Source organism: Lysinibacillus sp. DFXJR4, assembly GCF_057196045.1.
This window is the reverse complement of sequence record NZ_JBXUNW010000018.1, coordinates 14,683-41,401: the sequence shown is the minus strand read 5'-3', so window position 1 is coordinate 41,401 and position 26,719 is coordinate 14,683. Positions and strand designations below refer to the sequence as shown.

The 26,719-nt window shown below is 36.6% G+C and carries 26 protein-coding genes; 10 read left to right on the top strand and 16 right to left on the bottom strand.

What is annotated here, in order from left to right:
- Positions 1–142 precede the first annotated feature (142 nt).
- A complete protein-coding gene (locus AC2CGN_RS22075) occupies positions 143–553 on the bottom strand; it encodes an SRPBCC family protein (protein WP_484516251.1) in 411 nt (136 codons plus the stop codon).
- Positions 550–876 carry an ArsR/SmtB family transcription factor gene (locus AC2CGN_RS22070; RefSeq protein ID WP_283868043.1) on the bottom strand — a complete coding sequence of 109 codons (327 nt, stop codon included), beginning with the start codon at positions 874–876 and terminating at the stop codon, positions 550–552. The genes AC2CGN_RS22075 and AC2CGN_RS22070 overlap by 4 nt, the downstream gene beginning before the upstream one ends.
- Positions 877–1,289: 413 nt before the next feature.
- On the opposite strand from AC2CGN_RS22070, the gene AC2CGN_RS22065 reads away from it, so the two are divergent.
- Positions 1,290–1,922, top strand: a complete 633-nt coding sequence (locus AC2CGN_RS22065; RefSeq protein WP_484516249.1) for a TetR/AcrR family transcriptional regulator — start codon at positions 1,290–1,292, stop codon at positions 1,920–1,922.
- A gap of 124 nt (positions 1,923–2,046) precedes the next feature.
- Complete coding sequence (locus AC2CGN_RS22060; protein ID WP_484516247.1) at positions 2,047–2,733, top strand: M23 family metallopeptidase; 687 nt, start codon at positions 2,047–2,049, stop codon at positions 2,731–2,733.
- 278 nt (positions 2,734–3,011) lie between these two features.
- Here AC2CGN_RS22060 and AC2CGN_RS22055 read toward each other — a convergent pair whose 3' ends face one another.
- Positions 3,012–3,728, bottom strand: coding sequence for a Dph6-related ATP pyrophosphatase (locus AC2CGN_RS22055; protein ID WP_484516245.1), 717 nt, complete (start codon positions 3,726–3,728; stop codon positions 3,012–3,014).
- A 352-nt stretch (positions 3,729–4,080) separates the two neighbouring features.
- On the opposite strand from AC2CGN_RS22055, the gene AC2CGN_RS22050 reads away from it, so the two are divergent.
- Together AC2CGN_RS22050 and AC2CGN_RS22045 are read left to right on the top strand one after the other, a co-directional pair.
- Positions 4,081–5,076: an NAD(P)/FAD-dependent oxidoreductase gene (locus AC2CGN_RS22050; protein WP_484516243.1), complete on the top strand. Its 996-nt coding sequence runs from the start codon at positions 4,081–4,083 to the stop codon at positions 5,074–5,076.
- Between the two features lie 31 nt (positions 5,077–5,107).
- Positions 5,108–5,353, top strand: coding sequence for a ferredoxin (locus AC2CGN_RS22045; RefSeq protein WP_484516241.1), 246 nt, complete (start codon positions 5,108–5,110; stop codon positions 5,351–5,353).
- A gap of 79 nt (positions 5,354–5,432) precedes the next feature.
- On the opposite strand, the gene proS is transcribed toward AC2CGN_RS22045, so the two are convergent.
- From proS to AC2CGN_RS22010, 7 genes are all read right to left on the bottom strand, one after another.
- Positions 5,433–6,869: a proline--tRNA ligase gene (proS, locus tag AC2CGN_RS22040; protein ID WP_429987306.1), complete on the bottom strand. Its 1,437-nt coding sequence runs from the start codon at positions 6,867–6,869 to the stop codon at positions 5,433–5,435.
- A gap of 336 nt (positions 6,870–7,205) precedes the next feature.
- Positions 7,206–8,927, bottom strand: coding sequence for a putative bifunctional diguanylate cyclase/phosphodiesterase (locus tag AC2CGN_RS22035; RefSeq protein ID WP_429981775.1), 1,722 nt, complete (start codon positions 8,925–8,927; stop codon positions 7,206–7,208).
- A gap of 392 nt (positions 8,928–9,319) precedes the next feature.
- Entirely contained in the window at positions 9,320–9,490 is a 171-nt protein-coding gene (locus AC2CGN_RS22030; protein ID WP_054771784.1) for a hypothetical protein, read from the bottom strand.
- Between the two features lie 269 nt (positions 9,491–9,759).
- Positions 9,760–9,909 carry a transcriptional regulator gene (locus AC2CGN_RS22025; RefSeq protein WP_283868035.1) on the bottom strand — a complete coding sequence of 50 codons (150 nt, stop codon included), beginning with the start codon at positions 9,907–9,909 and terminating at the stop codon, positions 9,760–9,762.
- A gap of 162 nt (positions 9,910–10,071) precedes the next feature.
- Positions 10,072–10,593 (bottom strand): DinB family protein, encoded by a 522-nt coding sequence (locus AC2CGN_RS22020; RefSeq protein ID WP_484516238.1) that lies wholly within the window; start codon positions 10,591–10,593, stop codon positions 10,072–10,074.
- A 110-nt stretch (positions 10,594–10,703) separates the two neighbouring features.
- The gene (locus tag AC2CGN_RS22015; RefSeq protein WP_484516236.1) at positions 10,704–11,666 is read right to left on the bottom strand and encodes a tyrosine recombinase XerC; all 963 of its coding nucleotides are present in this window, start codon (positions 11,664–11,666) and stop codon (positions 10,704–10,706) included.
- A 319-nt stretch (positions 11,667–11,985) separates the two neighbouring features.
- Positions 11,986–12,399 carry a hypothetical protein gene (locus tag AC2CGN_RS22010; protein WP_429987303.1) on the bottom strand — a complete coding sequence of 138 codons (414 nt, stop codon included), beginning with the start codon at positions 12,397–12,399 and terminating at the stop codon, positions 11,986–11,988.
- A gap of 75 nt (positions 12,400–12,474) precedes the next feature.
- Between AC2CGN_RS22010 and AC2CGN_RS22005 the strand changes: the two genes are divergently transcribed.
- From AC2CGN_RS22005 to AC2CGN_RS21995, 3 genes are all read left to right on the top strand, one after another.
- The gene (locus tag AC2CGN_RS22005) at positions 12,475–13,965 is read left to right on the top strand and encodes a circularly permuted type 2 ATP-grasp protein (protein ID WP_484516234.1); all 1,491 of its coding nucleotides are present in this window, start codon (positions 12,475–12,477) and stop codon (positions 13,963–13,965) included.
- Positions 13,919–14,884 carry an alpha-E domain-containing protein gene (locus tag AC2CGN_RS22000; RefSeq protein ID WP_484516232.1) on the top strand — a complete coding sequence of 322 codons (966 nt, stop codon included), beginning with the start codon at positions 13,919–13,921 and terminating at the stop codon, positions 14,882–14,884. Before AC2CGN_RS22005 ends, AC2CGN_RS22000 begins: the two co-directional genes overlap by 47 nt.
- A gap of 61 nt (positions 14,885–14,945) precedes the next feature.
- Entirely contained in the window at positions 14,946–15,800 is an 855-nt protein-coding gene (locus tag AC2CGN_RS21995; RefSeq protein WP_286924375.1) for a transglutaminase family protein, read from the top strand.
- A gap of 472 nt (positions 15,801–16,272) precedes the next feature.
- On the opposite strand, the gene AC2CGN_RS21990 is transcribed toward AC2CGN_RS21995, so the two are convergent.
- Entirely contained in the window at positions 16,273–17,148 is an 876-nt protein-coding gene (locus AC2CGN_RS21990; RefSeq protein WP_484516230.1) for a tyrosine-type recombinase/integrase, read from the bottom strand.
- 334 nt (positions 17,149–17,482) lie between these two features.
- Here AC2CGN_RS21990 and AC2CGN_RS21985 point away from each other — a divergent pair, with 334 nt between their 5' ends.
- Positions 17,483–18,277, top strand: a complete 795-nt coding sequence (locus AC2CGN_RS21985) for an enoyl-CoA hydratase/isomerase family protein (protein WP_484516228.1) — start codon at positions 17,483–17,485, stop codon at positions 18,275–18,277.
- A gap of 47 nt (positions 18,278–18,324) precedes the next feature.
- Here the strand turns inward: AC2CGN_RS21985 and AC2CGN_RS21980 are convergent, their stop codons facing one another.
- A complete protein-coding gene (locus AC2CGN_RS21980; RefSeq protein WP_484516226.1) occupies positions 18,325–19,140 on the bottom strand; it encodes a hypothetical protein in 816 nt (271 codons plus the stop codon).
- A gap of 224 nt (positions 19,141–19,364) precedes the next feature.
- Between AC2CGN_RS21980 and AC2CGN_RS21975 the strand changes: the two genes are divergently transcribed.
- Complete coding sequence (locus AC2CGN_RS21975) at positions 19,365–20,540, top strand: aminotransferase class I/II-fold pyridoxal phosphate-dependent enzyme (protein WP_484516224.1); 1,176 nt, start codon at positions 19,365–19,367, stop codon at positions 20,538–20,540.
- Between the two features lie 80 nt (positions 20,541–20,620).
- On the opposite strand, the gene AC2CGN_RS21970 is transcribed toward AC2CGN_RS21975, so the two are convergent.
- Together AC2CGN_RS21970 and AC2CGN_RS21965 are read right to left on the bottom strand one after the other, a co-directional pair.
- Positions 20,621–21,820: an AI-2E family transporter gene (locus AC2CGN_RS21970; protein ID WP_286924370.1), complete on the bottom strand. Its 1,200-nt coding sequence runs from the start codon at positions 21,818–21,820 to the stop codon at positions 20,621–20,623.
- Positions 21,821–21,884: 64 nt separating this feature from the next.
- On the bottom strand, positions 21,885–22,835 hold the full coding sequence (locus tag AC2CGN_RS21965; protein WP_286924369.1) for an LCP family protein: 951 nt from the start codon (positions 22,833–22,835) through the stop codon (positions 21,885–21,887).
- A gap of 174 nt (positions 22,836–23,009) precedes the next feature.
- Here AC2CGN_RS21965 and msrA point away from each other — a divergent pair, with 174 nt between their 5' ends.
- A complete protein-coding gene (msrA, locus tag AC2CGN_RS21960) occupies positions 23,010–23,531 on the top strand; it encodes a peptide-methionine (S)-S-oxide reductase MsrA (protein WP_429990225.1) in 522 nt (173 codons plus the stop codon).
- A 128-nt stretch (positions 23,532–23,659) separates the two neighbouring features.
- Here the strand turns inward: msrA and recQ are convergent, their stop codons facing one another.
- Positions 23,660–25,438, bottom strand: coding sequence for a DNA helicase RecQ (recQ, locus tag AC2CGN_RS21955; RefSeq protein ID WP_484516222.1), 1,779 nt, complete (start codon positions 25,436–25,438; stop codon positions 23,660–23,662).
- Between the two features lie 8 nt (positions 25,439–25,446).
- The gene (locus tag AC2CGN_RS21950) at positions 25,447–26,550 is read right to left on the bottom strand and encodes a hypothetical protein (protein WP_484516220.1); all 1,104 of its coding nucleotides are present in this window, start codon (positions 26,548–26,550) and stop codon (positions 25,447–25,449) included.
- Positions 26,551–26,719: the final 169 nt, after the last annotated feature.

Here is a 26,719-nt window from a genome sequence, read left to right as displayed (position 1 = left end):
ATCCTTCCATATACTAAATTAAGTAGGTGCTTAAGGTTTTTCAAAGATCCCCTTGCTTTCTTTGAAGAGCTTCCTTCAGAAAATGAAAGAACACAATTCTTGCTAAGGAATTGCGCTCTCATTTGTCTCAATTTTGTTTGAACTAAGCTAATACTTTTTCAAGCTGCGAACTCATATTCGTCCAAGCGTATTTTGCCCCTTCGATAGCTCCTTGACGAGCTTTTGTTTCTTCACTAAATCCACCTTGATCAAGATGTAGCTGTGTTGAACCGTCTGCTGTTTGTGTTAATGTCCAAGTAACGGTCGTAGTTTCTCCAGCACTTGTCCAAGTATATGATAATTTATGTGGCTCTTCTATTTCAAGCACCTCACAATCGACAATGCCATCCCACCATTCGTTTGGCTCAGCACGGAACTGAAATTTATGGCCTATAATCGGCTGAAAATCATTGCTCCAAATCCATTTTGCAAGTGTATCCGAATCTGTCAGGGCATGCCATACCTGCTCAATCGAACTTGTAAATTTAAAATCTAATGATACATCTGGTTTCATTTTTTCTCCTCCAATAGTAAATGTAATTTTGAAATTCTTTCTTTCCAGAAACCTTCATAAATTGATACCCAATCTTGTATTTCTTTCAATGGAGCCGCATTCAGCCTATATCTCGTTTCTCTACCCTCTTTTCGAGCAATAACAAGACCAGCATCTTTTAGGATGGTCAAATGTTTAGATACAGCTGTACGCCCCATTTCAAATTGAGCCGTTAATTCATGAAGCGGTAACTCATCTGCCTTTGCTAACAAATTGAGCAATTGACGCCTAGTTGGATCAGCAATGGCTACATAAACGTCACGCTCTTGATGCTTGTTACTCAAAACCACCACCCTTTCTAATAGGACACTAAATGGTGTCTTAATTATATGACACCATTTAGTGTCCAGTCAATTATTATTTTAGTCAAAATGATATTGGTTTTATACCATTGCAAAACATATGTTCAAAATGCAATAAAGTTACAGAAGTTAAACCCTTCGAACTCCCTATCTGAACAACGTTAAGACAGTTTTACTTGTCTTAGAGAATCTACCAGCACCATTTTTTTAGAATTAAAACGCACACATCCTCCTAAGTACATTGCTCAAAATAATTTTTTGTAACCCTTTGGACGCTTATCAAAGCAAATAAAACTACATCATACTGTCTTTACATTGACCTTATAGGTAAACATTTATATAATGAAATTAACCTAATAGGTAAAACCTCATTTCTTATAAAGGAGTGACCGATGTTGACAAAGTTATTAGATTTAAACCCTCAAAGGAGGGACGCTATTCTAAATGCAGCATTAAAAGAATTTTCATCAAAGGGGTATGACAATGCTTCAACAAATGTAATCGCAAAAGAAGCCGGAATTTCTAAAGCTCTTATGTTCCACTATGTAAGTAGCAAGCAGGAGCTATTTCTTGTTGTGTATGATTACTTCTCTGACCTAATTAAAAATGAATATGTTGAATTGATGAATTATGATGAAAAAGATATTTTTGACAGATTACGTCAATCGTATCAATTGCAAATTAAATTATGGGCAAGGTACCCCTGGATTTTTGAGTTTCATAAAATTTTACAGCCCACTAAATCCAAAGAGATTAGTAAGGAACTCGAAAACAGAGTACACAAAGAACATTCAAGCTGTTCTCCTAAATTATTTGATGGAATAGATGAAGCTAAATTTAGAGTAGGGTTGGATATTGAAAAGTGCAAACAATTTATACGCTGGGTTAATGTTGGATTTACCAATGAAATATTAGAGGATATTAGAGATTCAGATTCTCAGGCTATAAACTATGAACTCGTAGTTGAAAAACTTGATGGATATTTTGATGAACTGAGAAAAGTATACTATACGTCAAGTAAAGAATAAGGGGTTGGGAAATGTGCTTTCAACACGAAAACGTATGTACTTATCAGTATTGTATTGCCACTTCCCCTTGTGGCATTAGTCATTTTTAATAATGTAGGTAAAGAATGACAGAGGAGGAATAATGATGATTGATGCGCGTGAGCCGATAATTATAGGGTTTCCTTTGAGGGGGGAATGGCACTCTCCTAACACTCCAGGGACAAAAATTCCGAGTCATGGTACAAACAAATTAGGATCAAGATATGCTTATGATTTTATACAAGTGGATTGGGAAAGAAAGGGTTGGCCGGCTTATCGCGTTAGCTTGGCGCAATATCTACTTTTTGGGGTTCCCTTAGATGAATATTATTGTTGGGGGCAAGACGTATACGCTCCTTGTGATGGGATCATTGTCAAAGCAGAGGATGGTTATAAAGAACTTACACGAACAAGAGTACTTTCAGATATGACTAACGCTTATAAAAATGCTCATTATTTCGATCCAAAGAAAGACAACATACAATCAGTTGCTGGTAACTACATCATTATAGAATGTGGCGACAATGTATACGCTGCATTAGTCCATCTTCAAACAGGCTCCATTCAGGCTTCAGTTGGGCAGAGTGTAAAAAAAGGTGAAGTAATTGGTAGAGTGGGACATTCAGGTAACTCCTTTGCGCCGCATTTGCATTTTCAGCTTATGGATAGTAGTGACATCGCTACTGCAAAAGGATTGCCTTGTGCTTTTGAACAATACGAATTATTTAAAAATGGGACATGGGAAAAAGTAAATAATAGTATTCCAACAAATAAGGATAGAATAAGATTTTAAAAATCCAATACATAGGCATGAATTGAAACTGCATAAAGGGGTACCGTCAGGAAAATGGACTTGTAAATGCGCATTATCCTGACGGTACCCTAGCAACAAGCAGGAACGTTACAATGGCTTTATTAACATTTCTTTTAAAGGCTAAGGCAAAATATACTTTCAATAATTTAAAGGCCAATCCACAGAATGGAGATTTTATTCATTTAACGCAAATGAACTGAAAGCAAAAAGATGAAAACCATGATTATCAATGTTTTGTAATAAATCTAACTTTGGGCTCATTTTCCCCCCCTTTTTTTAGATTCTTTTTTTGCAAGTTCCAAAGGTAAAAATGCGTATCCTCCATCTCTAATAATCGGACATTTTCGAACAGTAATTGGATATTGGAAAAGAGGACCATCAATAACCGTTGTGTGGAATTCTCCACCTTCCCCACAAGGGTCAATGTTTCGGGCTTCAAGTTCCTTAATATAATCTGGTGTAAGAACTCGCCCTAAATCATCCTCCGTCATGCCTAAAGATAAATTGACCGTGACGATCATCGTAACAAATCCTAGGTGAATAAATTCATCGACAGCTTCTCGATGATCCATCTCCCATAAAGGCATGCCGAGCTTTAATCCTACCTTTTTTGTGATCTTTTCATGCCAGCAGCCATGTGCAGGCATATCTAAATCACCAGTAACCAATACCTCTGCCCCTTGATTTTTAGCCTGTTCTAAAAGACCTAAAAATACACTTTCATATTCTGCCCAACTTGCAGCAGCTGTATAGACAGGTAAACCTATCGAGTCAGCTTGTGCCTGTATTACCTCCGGTGGCATTCCATGTGATCTAGAACGCTGCCCTTCTTCCTCCAACATGACGATAAGACCCATCGCTTGGCCAACTTGTGATGCTTTATATATGGCTAGGACACTATCCTTTCCTCCACTAAAGGAAGCTATAAATTTGTGTCCTTTCGCGCCATTTTTCCAATCGATTAATGCTACCATTTATTTTATTCTCCCTTTTCTTAGTTAGCTATTATCAATAATTAGTTTGCACCATAATGGTGAGTCGCGAAAATAATCTACCAAGTTATTTATTTCATCAAACTGAAAGTGCAGAATATAGGTAACATGATTCTGTAGCAGTGTGTGAAAACAATAATTTTGGTAAGGGTTTGAACAATCATTTGAATGTTTTTGATACGACACATTTATCGTACTACATTTTGAAAATATTCATAACTAAATCTATCATTATTTAATTTAGAGTAAATATTAAATCTTTCACAGAATTTCAGCTACATTTCATTCTTGTTATCTAAGATATAACCATAAAGAATTAAGGAGAGTGAAATTAATGCCACAAGATGATCAAGTTTTTGACATAACTATTATAGGAGGCGGACCAGTAGGATTATTTGCTGCCTTTTATGCAGGTATGAGGAAATTATCCGTGAAAATTATTGAAAGTCTTCCGCAGCTTGGTGGACAATTATCCGCATTATATCCTGAAAAATACATTTATGATATCGCAGGTTTCCCGAAGATTCGTGCTCAAGAACTTGTCGATAATTTAAAGAAGCAAATGAATCAATTCACCTCCTCAATTTGTCTTGAACAATCGGTTGAATATGTAGAAAAACAAACTGATGGCATATTTAAGCTGATGACAAATTCTGAAATTCATTATTCAAAAACAATTATCATCACAGCTGGTAATGGCGCATTTCAATCAAAGAAGTTGACACTTGCAGCCGCAGAAAAATATGAAAATAGTAATATTCATTACTTCATTAATGATGTAAATAAATTTGCTGGAAAAAGAGTCATCATATTCGGTGGTGGTGATTCTGCTGTTGACTGGGCATTAATGCTAGAATGGATTGCTAAACAGGTAACATTAGTGCACCGTAGAGAAGTATTCCGTGCGCACGAAAAAAGTGTAGAATATTTACAAAACTCCACAGTTCAAATAATTACACCATTTGTCCCAGCTGAACTAATCGGAGAGGAACGAATTGACAAGGTCGTTTTAGAAGAAGTAAGAGGAACCCGCAAAAAAACAATTGACGTAGATGACGTTATTGTAAATTACGGCTTTGTTTCCTCCTTGGGTCCCATAAAAAATTGGGGGTTAGAGATTAAAGATAACTCAATTGTAGTAAACAGTCGTATGGAAACAAATATAGCGGGCATTTACGCAGTTGGAGACATTTGCACACATGAAGGCAAGCTGAAATTAATTGCAACTGGATTTGGAGAAGCACCTATTGCTATTAGTAATGCAAAAGTATATATTGATCCAACAGCAAATATACAAACGCCTCATAGTACAAGCTTAATGGAAAAATAGAAAGTCTAAACTATTTAAACAGGAGGAAAAAATGAAATATACAATTGTTGATAAAGATACTTGCATCGGTTGCGGTACATGTAGCGATGTTGCACCAGAGATTTTTTGCCAAGATACTAAAGGAAATTCACATGCACTGCTTGATAACAATAAAGGAACTGTTCAAGTACCAGAAGAACTTTATGATGATCTATATGATGCTTATGAAGGGTGTCCATCCGAATCCATCAAAATAGCAGATAACTCTTTTGATGGAAATCCAAATAAATTTGAATAATTAGCCTCCCATTATTGTACATCACCCCAATTATTAGACAATTATCTAACAATTGGGGTGAATTTTTTATCACAATTTTTTAATATGCCTGAGCAAACCAAACGGTATGCTTTGCTTCGTTTCCGCAGCAAATACATGTCGTTTTAGCTGTTGGTGGATTAAATGGAATGTTACGAGTCGTATATTTTGTCTCTTCTTTCACTTTTTCCTCGCATGCATCATCCCCACACCATCCAGCAAGAACCCAGCCTGGAATAGTGCTATTATCTTTGGCTGTTTTAATGTGCTGCTGTAATTGTAATAGGGTGTCAATCGTTGTATGAGTGTTTGCCTCACGGAATTGACGAGCTTTTTCAAGTAAACGCTTTTGCATCGTCGTTAGTTCTTCCTCAATGGCTGTCACAACATTAGACAAATCAATGGTTTGTTTTTCATTTTCATCACGTGCTTTCAGTAAAGCTTGATTGTTTTCAAGGTCTCGAGGTCCTAATTCAATACGAACTGGCACACCTTTTAGCTCCCATTCATTAAACTTAAAGCCTGGCGATTGGTCTGAATCATCAAGACGTACCCGAATACCTTTTGCCTTTAGTCCTGCAAAAATCTCATCCAAATGCTCCATAATTTGAGGGTTCTTTTTCCATGGACCCACAGGAATCAATACTACCTGAGTTGGTGCAATTTTTGGTGGTAAAATAAGCCCTTGCTCATCACCATGCACCATGATGACAGAACCAATTAAACGAGTAGAAGTACCCCAGGACGTTGTGTGTACATATTCGTGCTGGTTCGCTTTATTTAAATATTTAATATTAAAGGCTTCAGCAAATTTTGTACCTAAATAATGGGATGTACCAGCTTGAACTGCCTTGCCGTTTTTCATCATCGCCTCAATGGAATACGTATCGACAGCACCTGCGAAACGTTCAGAAGGCGTTTTTTGTCCATCATAGACAGGAATCGCCAATACTTGCTCCACAACTTCCTTATAAATCTCTAGCATTTGCATTGTTTCCTTACGGGCATCATCTTCATCTATGTGAGCTGTATGTCCCTCCTGCCAAAGAAATTCAGATGTCCGAATGAAAGGAAGTGTTTTCTTTTCCCAGCGGAAGACATTAGCCCATTGATTAATAAGAACTGGTAGGTCACGGTAGCTTTTGATCCAATTTGAGTAAAGATGGCCAATCATCGTTTCCGATGTTGGACGAAGCGCCAAGCGTTCCTCTAATTGCTCACCTGCTGCCTCTGTCACCCAAGGAAGCTCTGGTGAGAACCCTTCAATATGATCCTTTTCCTTTTGGAAGAAGGATTCAGGAATTAGCATTGGGAAATAGGCGTTACGATGTCCTGTTTCTTTAAAACGACGGTCCATTTCCTCTTGAATATGCTCCCAAATTTCATAGCCATCTGGTTTAAAGGCAATACAGCCACGAACCGGAGTATAATCCATTAAATCTGCCTTTTGAATGGTCTCAATATACCATTTCGAAAAATCTTCTAGTTGTTTTGACATGTGTGTTTTCCTCCATTTTTATAAAATAAAAAGCACAAAAGCATCCTCTGAATAAGGACGTCTTTGTGCTAGATTGACGTGGTACCACCTTTAATTTAGTTTTAAGCGGTAAACTTAAAACCCTCTAACGTTTGGTAACGAAAACGATCCGGTTATGTTTGCATAACATCTCCGTGGTAGGTTTTCAGATAAGAAGCGGTGATATAGCTCTCAGCAGCTGCTATATTTTCTGGTTCACAATTCTTTCTTACTTGGCCACATCATCAATTTCTATATTTTCAATAACTTTAGCAAAACAGTTAAAAAATATCAATCATTTTGAGTTAACTTTCATATTTAAAAGTCGGATTTATTCACTGATACACTATCATCAATCAGTTTTGTAAAGTCTTCTACCGATAGTGGTTTACTAAAATAATAGCCCTGTACGTACTCACAGCCCTGCTCACGAAGCACTTTTAACTCGGCTTCTTCCTCTACGCCCTCTGCTACTACCTCAAGGTTTAATGCATGTGCTAAAGAAATCATCGCGGAAATCATGGCGATTCCTGACTTTTCTGGGACAATATCACGAACAAATGCACGATCTATTTTTAAAACATCTACAGGGAATTTCTTTAAGTAATTCAACGATGAATAGCCCGTTCCGAAATCATCTAAAGAAATCGTTATTCCTAGAGCTCTTAATTGCTTAATTGTATCAATTAAGTCCTCTGTGTAATCCAACATGCTCATTTCTGTAATTTCAATTTCTAATAAATGAGGATTTATTCCTGTTTCTGCAATAACGTCTCGAACCATGTCAACAAAGCCTGTTGTACTGATATGGATAGGAGAGATATTAACAGCCACTCGTAAGTTTAAATGGTAGTTTTCGTTCCAAGCACGTGCTTGCGCAGATGCTTTTCGTAACACCCAAACACCTATATCATTAATAAGTCCACATTCCTCTGCAAAAGGAATAAAGCGGTCAGGTGGCATTTGACCTAATTCAGGATCATACCAGCGAAGTAACGCCTCCATTCCAATCACTTTATCTGTTTTTAAATCTATTTTTGGTTGATAATGTAGCTCTAAAATATCTTTTTTTAAAGCTTGATGTAATTTTGTTTCGAGTAATAGCCATTTATCATTTGCCTCTTCCATATTTGGACGGTATAAGCGATATTGATTGCCGCGTGTAGATTTTGCTGCATACATAGCAATATCAGCATTTTTTAATAGCTCTTCAATGGAACTTGCGTGATCTGGGAAAATACTAATGCCAATACTAATACTTGCATAGAACTCATACGTATCGACAATAAAGCTATCATTAAATACACCAATGATTTCCTTGGCCATCTCCTCAATACGGCTTACATCGTTAAGAATCATCACAAATTCATCACTATTGTGTCGGTAGAAAGAATTAGATGTATGATCAATATTGCGTAGGCGATTCGCCATCTCTACTAAAAACATATCCCCGATAATATGACCAAGTTCATCGTTAATGTTTTTAAAACGATTAACATCAATGAAAAACAACGCAAACTTTTCTTCTGTACGTCGGGATTGATGGAATTCATTTTCTAAACGTTGTTCTAATTTACGACGGTTTGGTAGTCCTGTTAATTCATCGTGATAAGCAATGTGAGTAATTTTTTTTATATCCTTCTGAGCAGTAATATCAACTCGTATAGCAATATATTGATATGGCTTTCCGTTATCATCCAGGAACGGAATAATTGTTGTTTTTACCCAATACAGGCTGCCATCCTTTGCGCGATTACATACCTCGCCATTCCACATATTCCCCTTACCAATTGTTTTCCACATTTCTCTGAAGAAAGATTTTGGATGGAAGCCCGAATTAAGCAAACGGTGATCCTGACCTAATAATTCTTCACGCGTATATTTTGATATTTTGCAAAAATGATCATTAACAAAAGTGATTTTTCCAGTTCTGTCTGTAATGGCAACAATGATTGAACTATTCATGGCTGAAAAAATATCTTGTAATTCTTTCAAACTGTAGTTAACTTGATTGATACTACTAGGCGTGATATTCATCATTTTCATTCTCCGTTCATTAAAATAAGAAGGGTTTGGTACTTTTGCTTTATCTTACTTCGAGGTATAAAGTTGTGGTATAGTGCCCTTTTTTATGTAATTATATTATAGTCCTAGAAAAGCAGTTAATTCAACCCAAATATCAAAAACATTCAAATCTGGATTTGATAAATTTCAAGGAAATCGACAAAATTTAGGTGCATTAAACATACATTATTTCTCTTATTTTAAAGATATGTAATTCTATAGTACTATCTAAAATGTTATCTTTAGGCTTTTTATCTTTAGAATATATGATTTTGATGTAATTTTTACGATACTTAAATAAATTCTTCTTTTAGGGTACATTCAAAAATGCCTTACTGTCACATACAGGCAGTAAGGCATTTCATGCGCTAAGAGATTTCATATTCTATTCGGCCTCCCAATGCTTTTGCTTGTTCATTGTATGCATCTAATTGCTCCTGCGATAAATTTAAAATGTAATAATGAAAATTGATTGGTTCAAGTCCGTGTTTCTCACATACTTGTCGATAAAATTCATAGCCTTCTCGATAATCTGTCATCCTAATAACTTCCTTTCAAATGTGTAGCTTAAATAATAATAATTGTTCTATAACAGAAACATTATTTGTTAAATAATATATAACAGATGAATTCTCAAGTCAATAAGTTGTCTGATATTTCTTTTAACTTCTTTTAGTAGAAGTCAAGCCCATTCTGGATACTATTATGCCGAGGCATAATTGATTTATTTAAAAGCCCAGTCCATATCAATTAGTATGGCTGGGCTTTTCATAAAATATTCACATCGGCTTCCGTAATAATCACATCCTTAAACGCCTAATTGTTTGGCTTGCATGTTATAAGCAGAAAGTTGCTGTTGAGATAACTGTAGGACATAATAACGAAAAGAAATTGGTTCTAATCCATAACGTTCACACATTTCACAATAAAATTCATAGCCATCACGATACTTTGACATAAGAGTTCCTCCTCTAATCAAACTGTTTTATAACAGTTGTTTTTATTTTTATTTAATATATAACAGTTTTCTTTAGTCGTCAAGTATTTGCTTATAAAATAAATATAATGGACGACAATAAAAAACCAATATCTCCATCTTCAAATGGAGATATTGGATGTTCTATAAAGTGTTAGAGGTTGACTCTAATGCACCTTTGATCTCTTTTATTTGTTCAATATGTCGCTGTTCATGTAAATATATTTGTTCAATCCATTGATCAAGAGGCAATTCACCAAGTGCTGGATGCTTCACGGATTTCTCAGCTAATATGGATTTATCCTCGATTGTATCAAGAAAGGTAATTAATTTTTTTCTTGAAGCATTCAATAAATCCATTATTTGCTGAACAGTAAATAGATCTTCAGCCGGTTCAACAATTTTCGGCGCTATAATTTTATTAGATCTGTCGGCAATTTGTTGAACATTTTTTCGTATTGTTTTTTGAGCATCTACTTGCTTTAATCCCCATGCAATCGCTTTAATAGTGGATTCCTCCACTAAAACTAAATGATGGCAAACTTGCGCTATACTCCAACTGCTTGCTTCGTGCTTCCCATTGAACTGAGTATTAGTTAACAGCTCGATTTCAGCCAATAAACTATTCCTAGTTTCCATTAGCTGATTTGTAATAAATGAATTCAAAGGCTTCTCCCCTTACTTTGTGTTTATTGAACTCTATTCAGCATATGTTCTATTATGACATATTCTCTTTAACATCGTAGAATTCCTTTAAATTTGTAAGATATAGTATTTTATTTATTGTGGACAATATTAAATGGGTTATTTTCGAGCACCTGTTGAAGTTGTTCATCTTCAATATGCGTATAAATTTGCGTTGTCGCCACACTTGAGTGCCCCAGTATATGCTGAAGGCTACGGATATCTGCCCCTGCTTTATACATCATGGTAGCAGAGGTATGTCGGAGTTTATGCGGTGTCAATCTTTCTTTTTGAAGTCCTGATTGATGATTAATCTGTTTCACTATTTTAGCTACGGTTTGCCGAGTAAAGCGTGTTCCCTTTTGAGAAACAAATAGGGGCTCTTCTCCCTCTCCTTTATAGGCTGTCTTTCCACAAGCTTCATAGTCTGTGAGTGCCTGCATACAGCTATCATTTAAATAAACTGTCCGTTCTTTATTTCCTTTACCTACAACAGTTAGATATCGACCTTGTATGGATGATTTATTTAACTGACAAAGCTCTGATACTCGAATTCCTAAATTCAAGAAAAACATCATCATGCAATAATTTCTGGGTGAGGCATGATTAGATTGAATGCCGTCGATAAATTGTCTAGCTTCCTCTATATTCATATAAATTGGTCGTTTTCGCCCAATCTTTGGTGTTTCTAATTCATCGGCTGGATTTTCTTCGATAAGACGTCGCTTTCCTTTTAAATATTTAAAAAATGATTTTAAGGTAGCAACCTTTCTTGCTCTTGCAGATGCAGAATTTCCACGCTGCACCTCGCAATATTCCATAAATAAGTAGAGATCTTCCAGTGTGATGTCACGTATTTCTTCTATTGTAATAGTAGAAATATCGATAGAGGTGATATTGCCCATATCTAAATCCTGTTGGACAGCTAAATGAAATCGGAAAAAGAGTGTCAGATCATATTCATATTCTTTTCTTGTACGCTGAGACTTTCCTCTAATAGTTGTTAAATAAACAAGGAAGTCCTTCATGAATTTCGGTAGCTTGGTCTTTTGCATCAAATCCCTCCAATATGCTCTATTTTACCATGAAAAAATGTTCCCAAATATAAATTTGGGAACTTTATGATGAAAAAAATGCCCTTTTTTATTGCACAGAACATTTGTTCTATTTTAAACGTTAAAAAAGACGATTCTCTTTAGAAAGAAAATCATCTTTATTTTTTGAAAATTCCCCGTTTTATGCATAAAGCGTTAGAAGAATGAATATTTAAATCTAGTATACTTAATTGCGATGAGACGATTTAAAAAAAGACAAGATGGGGTATAATACATGTCGATTCGTCTCATAACGCGAATGGGATTATTTGGATTATATCTACTTCATAAATATGCTGTATGTTCCATCTACATGCTTTGACAATGTCCAGTTTGTTGAAAGCATTCGCTGAAGCTTAGTGATGGTTTCTTCATGACAAGTTAGATTCTGAATGCCTGCTTCTAATAATTGATAGTCCTTCCCTTCTTCTAATTGAAAACGAAGATGAAGTAAACGTTGAATGCCTGGCAATGTTACATATTTTATACGATAGTTACCATGTAAGGCATCTAAGAACAATTGTTCCCCTTCTTGAAAAAGTGCTAATGTTTCTAAAAATTCGTAATTAGGTACCCTTTCTTTCCAAATCGACACATCCCCTGTGTGCAATGTTTGTACAATTTCCTCATCTGTAATATCTAATTTTGAAAGCTTATCTAGCTCATATGCTTGCATTAAATTAATAATTGTCATTTTACCTGCTCCTTTTATGTATTCGCTATTAGTTTAACATTTTTTCTTTACTACTTAAATTCGGAGGCGATCCATATGATGAATTTATATGAATCTGGTTTATTTTTTGATGAAATGTTAGATGGCAAACAGCCGAAGCCTCATTATCGGTCTTTTTATCAGAAGCTGAATGCTTTTTCGAAGGCGCAGTTAGACGAGAAATATCAGCAAGCCCAATCTAGTTTTCTAAGACAAGGAATTACCTTTACCGTTTATGGAGCTCAAGGTGGAACGGAGCGTACAATGCCCTTTGATTTTGTACCCATTATCATTCCTTATAAGCAATGGGAAATAATTGAAGCAGGTGTTAAGCAACGTGTGCAGGCCCTAAATTGCTTTTTACAAGACATCTATGATAAACAGACCATTATTAATGATGGATTAATTCCAAGGCAGCTCATAGAGAATAATCCTTATTATTATTACCAAATGCTTGGAGTAAAGGTTCCGATCAATAATCATATTTTCTTAGCTGGAATCGATTTAATTCGAGATGAGTATGGCACTTATTTTGTGCTTGAAGATAATTTACGTAATCCATCCGGTATATCCTATGTTTTTCAAAACCGTTATGTGATGAAGGAAGTGTATCCTGAATTTTTCTCAAAGCATACCATTCAGTCTCTCGATAAACAAATGGCCTTCATGAAAAAGGCTCTTCTCGCTCATCGACCACGATGTTTGCCACCTGATGCTGAGCCTAGGGCAGTTTTATTGACAGCAGGGATGTACAATTCAGCTTATTACGATCATGTTTTTTTAGCACAGCAACTCAATATTCAGCTTGTAGAGGGTCGTGATTTAGTTGTTCAAAATGAAAAAGTGTATAAAAAAACAATCTATGGTTTAGAGCAGATTGATATAATTTATCGTCGAATTGATGATGATTTTTTAGATCCCATTGTTTTTCGGGAGGATTCACTACTTGGTGTTCCACATATAATGGCAGCTTATAAAGCCGGGAATATTGCGATTTTAAATGCTATTGGGAATGGTGTTGCTGATGATAAGGCGATGTATGCCTATGTACCTGATATGATTCGCTACTATTTAAAAGAAGAGCCAATTTTACAAAATGTCACGACCTATCATCTAAGTGATGACAGCCAGCGGACTTGGGTTCTAGCGCATATGAAAGAGCTAGTAATCAAAAATGTCAGCGCTTCTGGTGGCTACGATATGCTAATTGGGCCTCATGCAAGTGAGGATGAAATTGCAAGATTTAAACAAAAAATTAATGAAAAACCATCTCAATATATTGCACAGCCAACTATTAAATTATCTAGGGCTCCAGCCTTTCAAAATAGTCGGTTCTATCCTTGCCATGTAGATTTGCGTGTATATGTGATGAAGGGTGAGGATATTAATGTGTTACCTGGTGGTTTATCGCGTGTAGCACTAAAGGAAGGCTCACTAGTGGTGAATTCGTCACAGGGTGGTGGCGCAAAAGATACATGGATATTAAAGGAGGAATGGCAGCATGCTAAGCCGAGTAGCCGACGCACTTTACTGGATGGCAAGATATAGTGAACGTACGCAAACAAACGCACATATATTACAGGGACAGCTGTTAAATATGTTGGAGCAATCTGGGAAAGAGCATGAGTATATTGACCATTGGGAAGCTATATTAAATATTTGTGCCTCAAAGGAAGAGTATTTGTCCTGTTTTGAAAAAATTCGAGTGAATCCTCTTATTGAATATTTACTTTTTTCGAAAAAGAATTGTAATGCCCTTTTGACAACTGTGAGTGCTATTCGAGAAAATGCACGTGTGACCCGTGATAGTATCCCTACGGAACTGTGGGAATTGCAAAATTCATTTTATTTGTCTCTTAAAGAGGAAATAATGGGAAGGCAAATGCCTATTCCAATTATTGTGCTGAATTCTTTTTTGCAAAATGTTCGTAAGACTTCTTTAACAGTTACAGGATTAATTGAGGGGTCCATGGATCGTGATTTACCTTTTTACTTTATGCAAGTTGGGAAATGGATGGAACGGGCCGAAAAAACGATTCGCATGATATTAATCGTATTGGAGCAACATAAACACGTTGCGATACCCATGAATGAAGTGGATGGTGCCTTTCTACTTGAATTATCAGAGGCAACAGAATCTTATTTACGCAAACATCATCAAACAAATTTGCTCTGTGTTATTCAATATTTATTGCAGGATAAGCATTTCCCTCGATCTTTCATGTTTTGTCTACAAAAATTAGAGGAGGCGTTTATCCAAATAGAAAAGGACTCTCTTTCAGAAAGGTTTTTAGAGTTACACTCCCCTTTGAAAAGCTCAATCTTCGCCATGACGAATATGGATTTATGGAATTTTACTTTAGAGGATATTATTTTATTAATGGAGGAAAGATTGCGCCAATGTATTGAATTTAGTCAAACATTCGCGACAGTTTATTATTTATATGAACCCAGCATACAACCTTGAAGGGAATCAAATACAGCTCCCTTTCAACAAGCAAGTCAGTAAACAGAAGGAAGCGGACACAATGAAATTTGAAATTCAACATACTAATAAGTTTCAATATGAGTCTGAAGTTGACCAAAGCTTAAATACAATCCGCTTAAAGCCAAGAAGCGATGAGCGTCAGCGCTTATTATCCTATCGAATTGCTATAACCCCCTCATCCTTAACACGTGAGCATACCGATATTTGGGGGAATACAGTTGGAACTTTCTATATTCCTGAGCAGCATCAGGAATTGGAAATTCAAACTACTTCTATCGTGAGTATTCAGCGTGCGCCGTTTATTCATCGTATTCAATATTCTCCAGAGATGCAAACGATATTTCATTCTCAGCTATTTTATGAACACTATCTGCCCTATTTAAAATTTACCCATTTTACGTATATGACAGAAAATCAATTAGAGGAAGTGTATCATGCCATTGGTCATGCTGAAAATCCAGTCCTTTTTTCACTTAATTTAATGCAGTATTTATATTCAACATTTGAGTATGACCCTAGTGCAACGGATGTGACAACAACTGCAAATGAAGCCTTTGTGCTTAAACGTGGTGTATGTCAGGACTTCACCCATGTCATGCTCGCGGTGCTAAGAGCGAAAGGAATTCCAGCTCGTTATGTAAGTGGCTATCTATACGTTGATGAACACTCAGCTTTAGTCGGTGATATTGCGACACATGCCTGGGTGGAAGTAATGATACCTGGGATCGGTTGGATTGGTTTAGATCCAACAAACAATGTGGAAGTTTTAGAAAACCATATTATTTTATGTATTGGTCGTGATTACTCCGATATAAGTCCTGTCGAGGGAGTTTATACAGGTGGAAAACATCATTTAACCGTTAAAGTGAATGTCAAAGCGTTAAATCATTTATAACAAAATTAAAAAGTCGGATTCCTGGACGAAAGGGAACCGACTTTTATAAAATTTAATTTATATTCCTATTATTTTTCAATTTTAAAATTATAGTATTATATTTATCTAAACTTATATTTTTTATAACAAACAATAGGAAAAATGAAACGGAACAAACTCCTATAGAGGTAAACATAATAAATTTAAAAACAAATTGATAGGTGAAATATGGTGGGGAAAATAATACTATACAACAACTTGATAACAATATTAAAATCCACCCAGGAAAAATTTGGACAATGAAGTCAGAACTTTTTCGCTTCATGAATTTCATTAACTTCCTAAAAATAAAATACATAAGCTGGATATAAACAATAATTATTAGGGCACTAATAAGGATATTCAAAATAGATCATTCCTTCTAAAACTTTTTACAATTACTCATCAAGGGGGACTGTCACCTTTGTTCTTTTCTGGTTCTCTTGTTAGAAAGTTATTTAAAACGCTCTTGTCTTTCTGTTAGCACCCATTTTCGGACATAACCCATTGTTTGCTGAATATGTTCAATTGTTTTTTCACTTTGAAACGCCTTCTGCATAACGGTATAACGTAAATCTGTTGCTCTGACATTCATGCCAATATCCTTAGAAATAGCCTGAAAAATTCGCTCTACTGTCTTTGTTGAAATTGATTTTGAATGGCTAGCCTCACTGACCCACATCCATTCCCCTGCTTCTTGCTGATGCATCTCCTCTGTCGCACCTTTATAGTGTTTCAACATGTCTACTAAAATTGGAGAAAGTTTAATTTCTCGGCGCCCATTGTGGTTAGCAATATAGATGAACGTTGAATCCGAGTGCATATGCGTCCATTTCATTCGTACAAGCTCTGCTGGCTTACAACCTGTTTCCAGCAGCATTTGCACAATACAGCCATTACGTCTAGCCAGCCAAGCATGCTCTTGAGTTTTCGCATATTGAAAATAAGTTGGCCAGACATTCGTAATGTTCATCAATTGCTTCGTTGTCAGTAATTTCAATGCCTCTTTTTGTCTCTTTTTTGGCTGTAAAATGACCTCATAATCAAATGGTTCCACCCACTCTCGTAAAAAAACGAAATCAACAAAGCCTCGTAATGTAGCCATTTTATGATTAAATGTGTTGATATTTACGTACGTTTCCTTTAAGTAATTACTATATATAAATAACAATTCTTTGAACTGATGATTCACATCCAAGTAGTTTTTCTCATGGGCAAACGCTAAAAATTGCTTCCCATCTAAATTGTACTGTTTTTTGGTAGCAGCACTTTTCTTTAAAGAATGTAAGAGTAATAAATAGCTATTCCATGCCTGCTCTAATGTGACCAAGAATTTCCCTCCCTAATAACTGTGCGTGTTTTTTGTATTTTATTTTACTATATTATGGGTGCGTAGGTTATATTTATTTTAATAAATGATAATGTCGGATAATCTGTAATAATCATACAAAATACCGCTTCTCAAACTAGTATAGTAGTATCTTTTGTTTTTTTATTTTCCTACAATAGCAACTCCCCTTTCTTCTGTTGTAGTACAATTTCTTTAAAATGCCTTTATTCTTGTAACACAAAGCAAATTTACATGAAAATTCGTATTATTTAGTGTTTATTACCGTTTGTGTTATATAATAAACGTATGAACTAATGTAGGGGGCGTTTCGAGTATGCAAGTGAAAACAACTCGATTAGAGGCAGAAGAAGCAAAAATTATTTATCAGGAAACAGCAGGACTAGCGATCATTACAATTCATCGTCCACAGGCGAAGAATGCACTAACCGCAAATATGTGGGATCAATTAGCTAAGATAGCCTTACAAGTTTTAGACAATCCTAAAAACAAAGTATTAATTTTACGGGGGTCTGGTGAAAATTTTACGGCTGGCTCCGATATTAAAGAATTTAATGCCATTTCTCTCGAAAAAGCCGAGGAAGCCTTTGTACATATGGAAAAAACAATCTCTACGATTGAGCGTTTACCCATTCCAACAATTGGCGTTATCAATGGACCTGCAATGGGGGCAGGCTTAGAACTTGCCTTAGCCTGCGATATTCGCATCGGCTCAGAAAAAGCGAAACTTGGAATTCCTGTTGGCAAATTAGGGATTACTTTAAATAACAAATTTGCACAGCGCTTAGTACAACTTGTTGGGCCTTCTACAACGAAGGATCTAGTTTTTACAGGCCGTATGTTTAAAGCCGAGGAAGCGTTTAAGCTTGGCATGCTAAATTATTTAGTTGCTGCAAAAGATATTAATAAATACATGATTCGTATGGGTAAGCTTGTGGCAGGAATGTCCCCCGAATCACTATTAGCCGTTAAACAATCTGTTCAAGAATGCGTGGACAGTGTGCCATCGTTATGGAAAGGCTCTACACCATTTGTCGGAAATGATTTTTCAGAGGGCTGTCGTGCATTCGTCGAAAAACGTCAACCTCAATTTACACGCCAATCAAAATAAAAAAATAGGTCCTCTGTACGCTTAAATGCGAGTAGAGGACCTGTTTTTTATGTTTTTATCTTTAATATGGCTAATTTTATGTGAAGATGAATGGCATCTAGTTCGTAACCAAAATGCTGAAAAAAATCGGATTGCACATTCTTTTGTAATGCATACAATTGTTCAGGTAATGAATAATCGATTGGTACCTTAAGCTGTAATGTAATTGTGGTAAACGCATGCTCCCCTAATGTTAATTGCACTTGCTCAACCTTGTGAACAATATCATGCTGGGCACAGCAATATGTCAATAGCTGTACATAGACATGCTTACCAATTTCTATATATTCCTGTTGGAAATCAGGACGAACAATCGTTGTCTCCCCTATTTTTTCACGTTTTGACGAAAAAATTTCCATTCCTCTTTGAACTAAGCGTTTAAAAAAGTTTTGCTCTACTTGGCGATACGGTATAGGCATGACATGTTTACCTTGGGTTTGACGAATAAAGCGTGCTTTGTCAATTTCCTTTTGAGATCGCACATCTTCCACATAATAATAGTTTTCGATTGACCCAAGCTCTAGCTGACGAGCTATTGTTTTTGTCATTTTATCAGACGTACCTATCAATAAAATAGACTGTACCTTATATGTATCAAGTGCTTTTTTTACTTCCTCACGATGAGCATCATCTGTAAAAATAGCACGGCGAACGGCTGTTATTGTGTTTTTTTCAAATTTTGCGGAGAGACCTGCTACTTTCACACCGTTAACAATCAGTAGACCATCATCAATAATAGCCTCAACACCAATTTTATGCGCGAAGACAAGGGCACTTGTACTTTTCCCTGTCCCACTTGGTCCACTTAAAGAATGCACTTCCATATTGTTCATCTCCCTTTCCTGTTTTTATGATAGCAGATATGTTTCCAATTTTCCGTCATTTTTTATATTTCCAGCATTCCCTAAAATAGTTACGCTAATCTACGCAAACATCTTCTCCTTTTCAGAAAAATATTCTTTTTTCAGAATAACTTTCCCTTTATGTGCTTTAGTATGATAAAATGTGAACTACTATTCTGTTATACAACTATAAGGAGTGTACTAGTTTGAAAATTGTACCGTCTAAAAAAATGTCATTATTCACACCAGCAATCTTTGGAGATTTAAAAAACCATGCCAAGCTTCAGCAAGAAAAAGGCATGAAGATGATTGACTTAAGCTTAGGAAGTCCTGACCTTCCCCCACATGCAAAAATTCGTGAGCATTTGTCCTATAGAGCAGGTTTAGCAGAGTCCTATGGCTATACATTAACGGGTACGCAACGCTTTTACGATGCAGTAAGCCGCTATTATAAACGTCGTAGCAATATAGAGTTAAATCCTGCTTCTGAAATTATTCAAACAATTGGCTCTCAAGAAGGGTTAGTGCATTTACCAATCGCCTTTTGTGACCCAGGTGACATCGTGTTATCGACAAACCCTGCGTACGTTGCCTACGATGCAGGAATTCATCTTGCAGGTGCGACACCCTATTATATGCCTCAAACAGCTGACAACGACTATTTACCAGATTTAGATGCGGTTCCAGAAGAAATTGCCCAAAAAGCAAAGCTATTGATTTTAAATTTACCAGGCAATCCTGTCCCTGCAATGCCATCTTTAGCCTATTTCGAAAAAGTCGTTGCTTTTGCTAAAAAATATAACATTATTGTCCTACATGATGCGGCCTATTCCGAGTTTTACTTTACAGGTGATGGCCCGATTAGCTTCCTTGCCGCTCCTGGTGCCAAAGAAGTTGGGATGGAAATTAACTCATTATCCAAAAGCTTTAGCCTTGCAGGTACACGTATCGCTTATATCGCAGGAAACGCTGAGATGATTGCCATTTTAAAGCAATTAAAATCAAATCTAGATTTTGGCATATTTGAGCCTATTCAAGATGCAGCCGTTGTTGCGCTTGATAACGCAGAGGAAATTACAGCAAGCCTTCGAGCAACATTTTCTGAACGTCATAAAACATTAATGAATGGCCTACGAACAATCGGATGGGATGTAGCTCCTTCAGATGGAGGGATGTTTGTATGGGCGAAATATCCATATGATATTGATTGTACAGAATTAGCCTTTAAGCTAATTGAACAAGTTGGCGTTGTGACAGTTCCCGGTACGGTATTTGGCTCAGCTGGACAAGGCTATTTACGTTTAGCATTGGTACAGCCAAAAGAAGTGCTACAGGAAGCGGTCAATCAATTAGCGCAAGTCCAATTAACAGCACAATCTTAAGTCCTTGGTATTAGGTTTATACCTATCACAATAAACTCCATAAAAAACAGTTACTGCTTTTACGCAGTAACTGTTTTTTCTCATACTTCATATTGCTGATGTTCCTCGTCTTCATAACGATTATATCGCTGTTTAAATAGTTTAAATAAATGGGTTACAAGCACTTTAAAGATAGCGTATCCCGGAATTCCTAAAATAACACCTGGTACACCAAATAAGGAACCAGCCGTTAATAATACAAAAATAATGGTGATTGGATGGATGCTAAGCGATTTCCCCATTATTTGTGGTGAAATAAATTTCCCTTCAATAAGCTGTACCACTGTCCAAACAATTGCGAGCTTTATCAGCATAAATGGTGATGTTACTAGGGCGATAATAACAGCAGGTGTAATCGCAATGACAGGCCCCAAATATGGAACGACACTTGTAATCATTGCAAGGAACCCTAGTAATAAGGCATATTTCATGCCAATAATTAAAAAACCAATTGTTACCATGGCACCAATGCACATCGACACTAAAATTTGACCCTGTATGTAAGAGCTAATTTGCTTGTCCATATCGTGAAAAATTTCATGCACCTCTTTACGCATACGAGGTGGACAGATGTTTAACATAAATTTCGGTAACTTTTCACCATCTTTAAGTAAATAAAATAATATAAATGGCACCGTTACTAATGACAGAATAATGCCCGTTAAAGTTGAAAGGAAGCCAGTAATACCAGATGCAACACCCTGCGCTAAGTTCGTCGCTGTATCTTTCACCGTTTCAATTAAATCGGTTGTGACATTCTTAACAACCTCGTCATAGTTAAAGTTTATTTTATCTAAATACTCATTGAAGCGAGAATGTGTTAAGTACTCCACAATATTTTGCGTCAGTGCCATAAAATACCCTGGAAACTCCTGCGCTAAATTTGTAAACTGATCTCGAAGAAACGGATAAACAAGAACTACTAGTAATGTAATGAAACCGATGACAGCGATGTATAAAATCAAAATACCCCAGACTCTTGGGATACGCCAATTTTCTAGAATGCCTAATAATGGACGCAATAAATAATAGGCGATGATGGCAAGTACCCCAGGTAAAATTACTACCTCAAATAATACTTTCAGCGGGGTAAATATAAAAGAAACCTTTTGGAACATGAAAATAACACATGCCAGCAATAACAAAGTAATGAGTGTAAAAAATAAGTTTTTCCCACCTAAAAAGCGGATGAACTTAGTCGAAAACAAATTAGACCGCTCTTTTGGTCTTTCTTTTTCCATATACCCACCCCAATCCAAATGCTTTACCTTTATATTACAGGATAATGTTGACTTATGCGAACCATCACTCCAGCTTCATACCCAAAAAATCACTTAAAAAGGCTTTATTTTTCTCAACATCAATAACGATCGAATCCCCTGCATGACTAAAGGTCTTGAATTGATAGCTTCCTTCAATTGGGATAGTGGCCTTTTCAATTTTGACCTTCCCTTTTGACACCATTTTTAGTACCTGCTGAATTTCCCCAGAGGAGGAATAATCCGTTGTGACATACCCTTGTGCTGCTCCAACAAACTTTGGTAAGTTCAAAATATTTTGAGGTGCTAACACTTCATTCTTTAAGGCTTCAATGACCTTTTGCTGACGTGCCACACGGCCAAAATCACCCTCTGCATCATGTCGGAAGCGAGCATAGCCAAGTAATTCTTTCCCGTTTAGGTTATGCACACCCTGCTTTAAGGCAACACCTATCTTTTCAGACATATCTTTTTCAACATCTATTTCAACCCCCTTTGGCGCTAAAATATCTACTAATGATTCAAAATTTTTAAAATCTATAATGGCATAATGATGAATGGGAAGACCAAACATATTGCTAATTGTTTCCTTTAATAATTGCACACCACCTAAATAATAAGCTGTATTGAGCTTATATGATTGGTAGCCGGGAATATCTGCATATATATCCCTCATTAATGATACTAGCTTGACATTATTTGTTTTTTTATCCCAGGACAAAACCATCATTGTATCCGTACGTGATTTTTCCTCCCCACGACTATCAATGCCTAATAATAAATAATTCTCAATATCTCCTTTAACTGTATCACCGCTAAAATCCTCTTGTGCGACTTTTGTGTCATTTGCTAGCTCAAGTCCGCTTCGATATTGCATCACAGAATAACCAACTAGGACGATGATACATAGCAATAGCAATGAAAATAATGCCCTTCCTTTACGCAATCGACGTTTTTTGGGACGTTGTGAGCGTCTTGTATACTCTTGCTCTTCCATATTGCATAACTCCTCTATTGTAATATAGTTAATGTAACGATTCACCATAAGGAAAGTTTCATTAAAATATTGTGTCTCCTACAATTATCCATCTACTCGTTATTTTACACCGAAAGTGTCAGTAGAGAGCAAAATAATGCTATAATATTTTCACGTTAGAAAGGATGATCAACTATGATAGAAAAAGCTACATTTGCTGGCGGTTGTTTTTGGTGTATGGTCAAGCCATTTATTGAATGGGATGGCATACATAAGGTTACTTCAGGTTATATGGGTGGCCATTTAGAAAATCCTACTTATGAGGATGTTAAAAAAGGCACTTCTGGCCATTTAGAGGTAGTAGAAATTGAATTTGACCCTAGCATCTTTAGCTATGAGCAGCTTCTAGATATCTACTGGATGCAAATTGATCCTACAGATGCTTATGGCCAATTTCATGACCGTGGTGAATCCTATACAACCGCAATTTTTACCTATTCCGAAGAACAAAAACAGATCGCCGAAGCATCCAAAGAGAAATTAGCAAAAAGTGGACGCTTTGATAAGCCTATTGTAACCACAATTCGCGATGCTCAACACTTTTATCCTGCAGAAGATTATCATCAGAATTATTATGAAAAAGAGCCTGAGCATTATCAAAAGGACCGAGCAATTTCGGGTAGAGATCAATTTATTTCAGAGCATTGGAAAAAATAGTATCTTTCCGGGGATAGAATCAAAAGAGACTGTTACAAAATTTAATGTCAGAAAAGCGTGAGAAATCAAGGTTATGATTTCTCACGCTTTTTTGTTTTGAGCAACAAACCCTAGTCACACGATTCAAACTAAATATTGGATGCTTCCTTCAAAAACGATTGGAGTGCCTCGAAGAATCGTTTGCCGTATTTTTCAAACTTTACTTCACCAATTCCACTCACACGTCGTAAGCCTTCAAGCTCCATTGGCTTTTGCTCGCATAATTCTCGTAATGTTTTATCAGAGAACACCACAAATGGTGGTACTTGTTCCTCATCTGCAATCTGTTTTCGCAATGCTCTTAAATGCTCAAACAGCGGATCATTGTCTGCCAGCTTATGGACAATAACAGCTTCTTTTCGCATAACCTTGCGATTGCCAAGTAAAACCGCCTTGCCTTCCTCTGATACAAAGATCGTTGGATACGTACCGTGCTTAACGGCTAGTAATCCTTCCGCGATTAAAAATTCAATAAAACTAGAGACATCTTTGGAAGAGTACTGCCCTTTTAAAATGCCATAAGTTGACAACCGTGCAAAGCCAAATTCCGTCATCTTTTGATTTTTGGAGCCAATTAGCACCTGAGCCACCATTGTCTTGCCAAATTTTTGCCCCATCCGTACGACACAGGCTAGCACCTTTTGCGCATCTTCCGTTACATCCTTGATCTCTCGCCCATCATTACAATTACCGCAACGACCACATGGCTCTCCTGCCTTTTCACCAAAATAGAGGAGAATTGCATTTTGTAAACATCCCTCTGTATGACAGTAATCCACCATCGTTTGTAGCTTTACTAGTTCCTGGGTAATTCGGGATTCATCCTGTGTCTGTTCAATTAAGAAGCGCTGTGTTTGAACATCCCCTGATGCATACAGTAAAATGCAGGCACTTGGTAAACCATCGCGTCCTGCACGCCCTGCTTCCTGATAATAGCTTTCCATATTGCGTGGCATTTGATAGTGAATAACGAAACGTACATTACTCTTGTCTATCCCCATGCCAAAAGCGTTAGTCGCCACCATAATACGCGCCTCATCTTTTAAAAAACGTTCCTGCTCTAACATGCGCATCTCCTCTGCTAGGCCAGCATGGTACTTTGCAACAGATTCTCCAGAACGACTTAAGACATCATAAATTGCATCCACAGCCTTTCGTGTGGCAGCATAAATAATGCCTGCTTCCTGCTTGTTCTTTGTGAGGTAATTTTTAATATAACGTTCTTTGTTTTCACCGATCAAAACTGAAAAGGCTAGGTTATCTCGTGCAAACCCTGTAATTACCGCTGATTGCTCGTCAATCTCTAATAACTGTCTAATATCCTCACATACAGCTGGCGTTGCTGTTGCTGTAAGGGCTAAGACTGTTGGCTTTTGTGGCCACAATGTAAATAATTTTTGGATCGCTCGATAACTTGGTCTAAAATCATGTCCCCATTGAGAAATACAGTGGGCTTCGTCTACAGCTAATAGCGGTACTGACAAATAAGAGAGTGCCTGTAAAAATGCAGCACTTTCCAATCTCTCTGGTGCAATATAAAGCAGCTTTAAATAACCTGCACTTGCAAGCTGCATTGTTTCATTCACTTCTTGTACAGATAGGGTACTGTTAATATAAGCTGCTGGAATATTTGCCGCACGTAATGCTTCCACCTGATCTTGCATCAGAGAGATAAGAGGGGATATCACAAGCGTTAAGCCCTCCAGCATAAGAGCTGGAATTTGATAGCAAATTGATTTGCCACCTCCTGTTGGCATTACACAAAGACTGGATTGTCCTTGTAATGTTTGCTGAATAATTTGTGCCTGTCCATTACGGAATGAATCATAGCCAAAATGATGTTGTAGCATTTGTCTTGCTTGCTCCATCCAACTTTTCACTCCTCAGTAGTTAGACGAATAAGCTTATACTCGCCCTGTTCATTTTTTATCATTTCATAAAGCATCTTCGAATTAGCAAGTGCCTCCTGACCTGCAGAATTCGTCAGTAAATATTCTGTTTTTGCACGCACAACCAAACGCTGATTTATCACTTTAATGTTTTTTATAGTAGTCTTGGAAAAATTAATTTTCGCCTGTTTAGAGGCATAATAAGAGACCATATTTTTCAAAGTATCCTGTAAATCGTCTGCTCCAACAATAGATTCCATTACACTAGCGTCTTGAATATCAACAGCTGCCTTTAAATGCTTATGAAATACATCTAAAAATTGCTTAATTTCATCTTCATTATAAGCAAAAATATTTTTTCCATACTTTTCAATCACCTGCGTTACAGCAGCTTGATCCCCCTGTTCTATATAGGGGTACAAATTTTTGGATTGGGATAGTCGATCACTAACCCTCATTCCTTCCTCAATCCACTCATCTACTAGTTGAGCTATGTCTTTAAATGGCAATATGTATGGCTGTGAAACTTCGTTTTGCTGACGATTAAAGTAGATACCTACAAATTCACCATTCTCTGCCTCCAGTACAGGACTCCCTAGAGGTAATGGTTGTTCTACATCTATATAATAAGCAGCAACTTTATCACTATATTTATGGATAATGTGTGGCAATCCATCGACATAAACCGAAAGCTTATTTAAATCTCCCTTATATACTGTTGGTACCTTTACAGAGGTTTTATAGGATACTTGTAAAATGGCGATATTATGTGCTGTAGACATATAATGCACAGTCGCTTCCTTAAGCTTATTATTCGCAAATTCAACGAGGGCAATTGGCTTAGAGGCTACGAGTGCCCCATTTGTGACTATATAAAGCTTATCTTGATCCTGCCTAACAATAAGTCCTGCACCAATACCGTTTTCACCAACAACTTTTACCTCTGGCACTATTTTCTCTTCCTGCTTTGTTACCGCTTTTTCTGATTTTGTCTCTGCATTTTTTGTCTCAAACAGTTCTGCCACTGTTTGATTACTACAGCCTGTTAATAGAATAGCTGTCGCACCCAAAATGAGCATCTTCTTCCGCATAGCTTCACCAATACTTTCTTTCAGCTTCTTTCTTTATCTATCATAAACAAGGTTTATTTACGCTTCAAGTTTACATAATAATATTATTATGTAAGTTATATTATAAACATATTGGCTGCTTCTTTTAATCAATTCCTTATACCTATAAAAATTGTTTCTTTTAAAACTT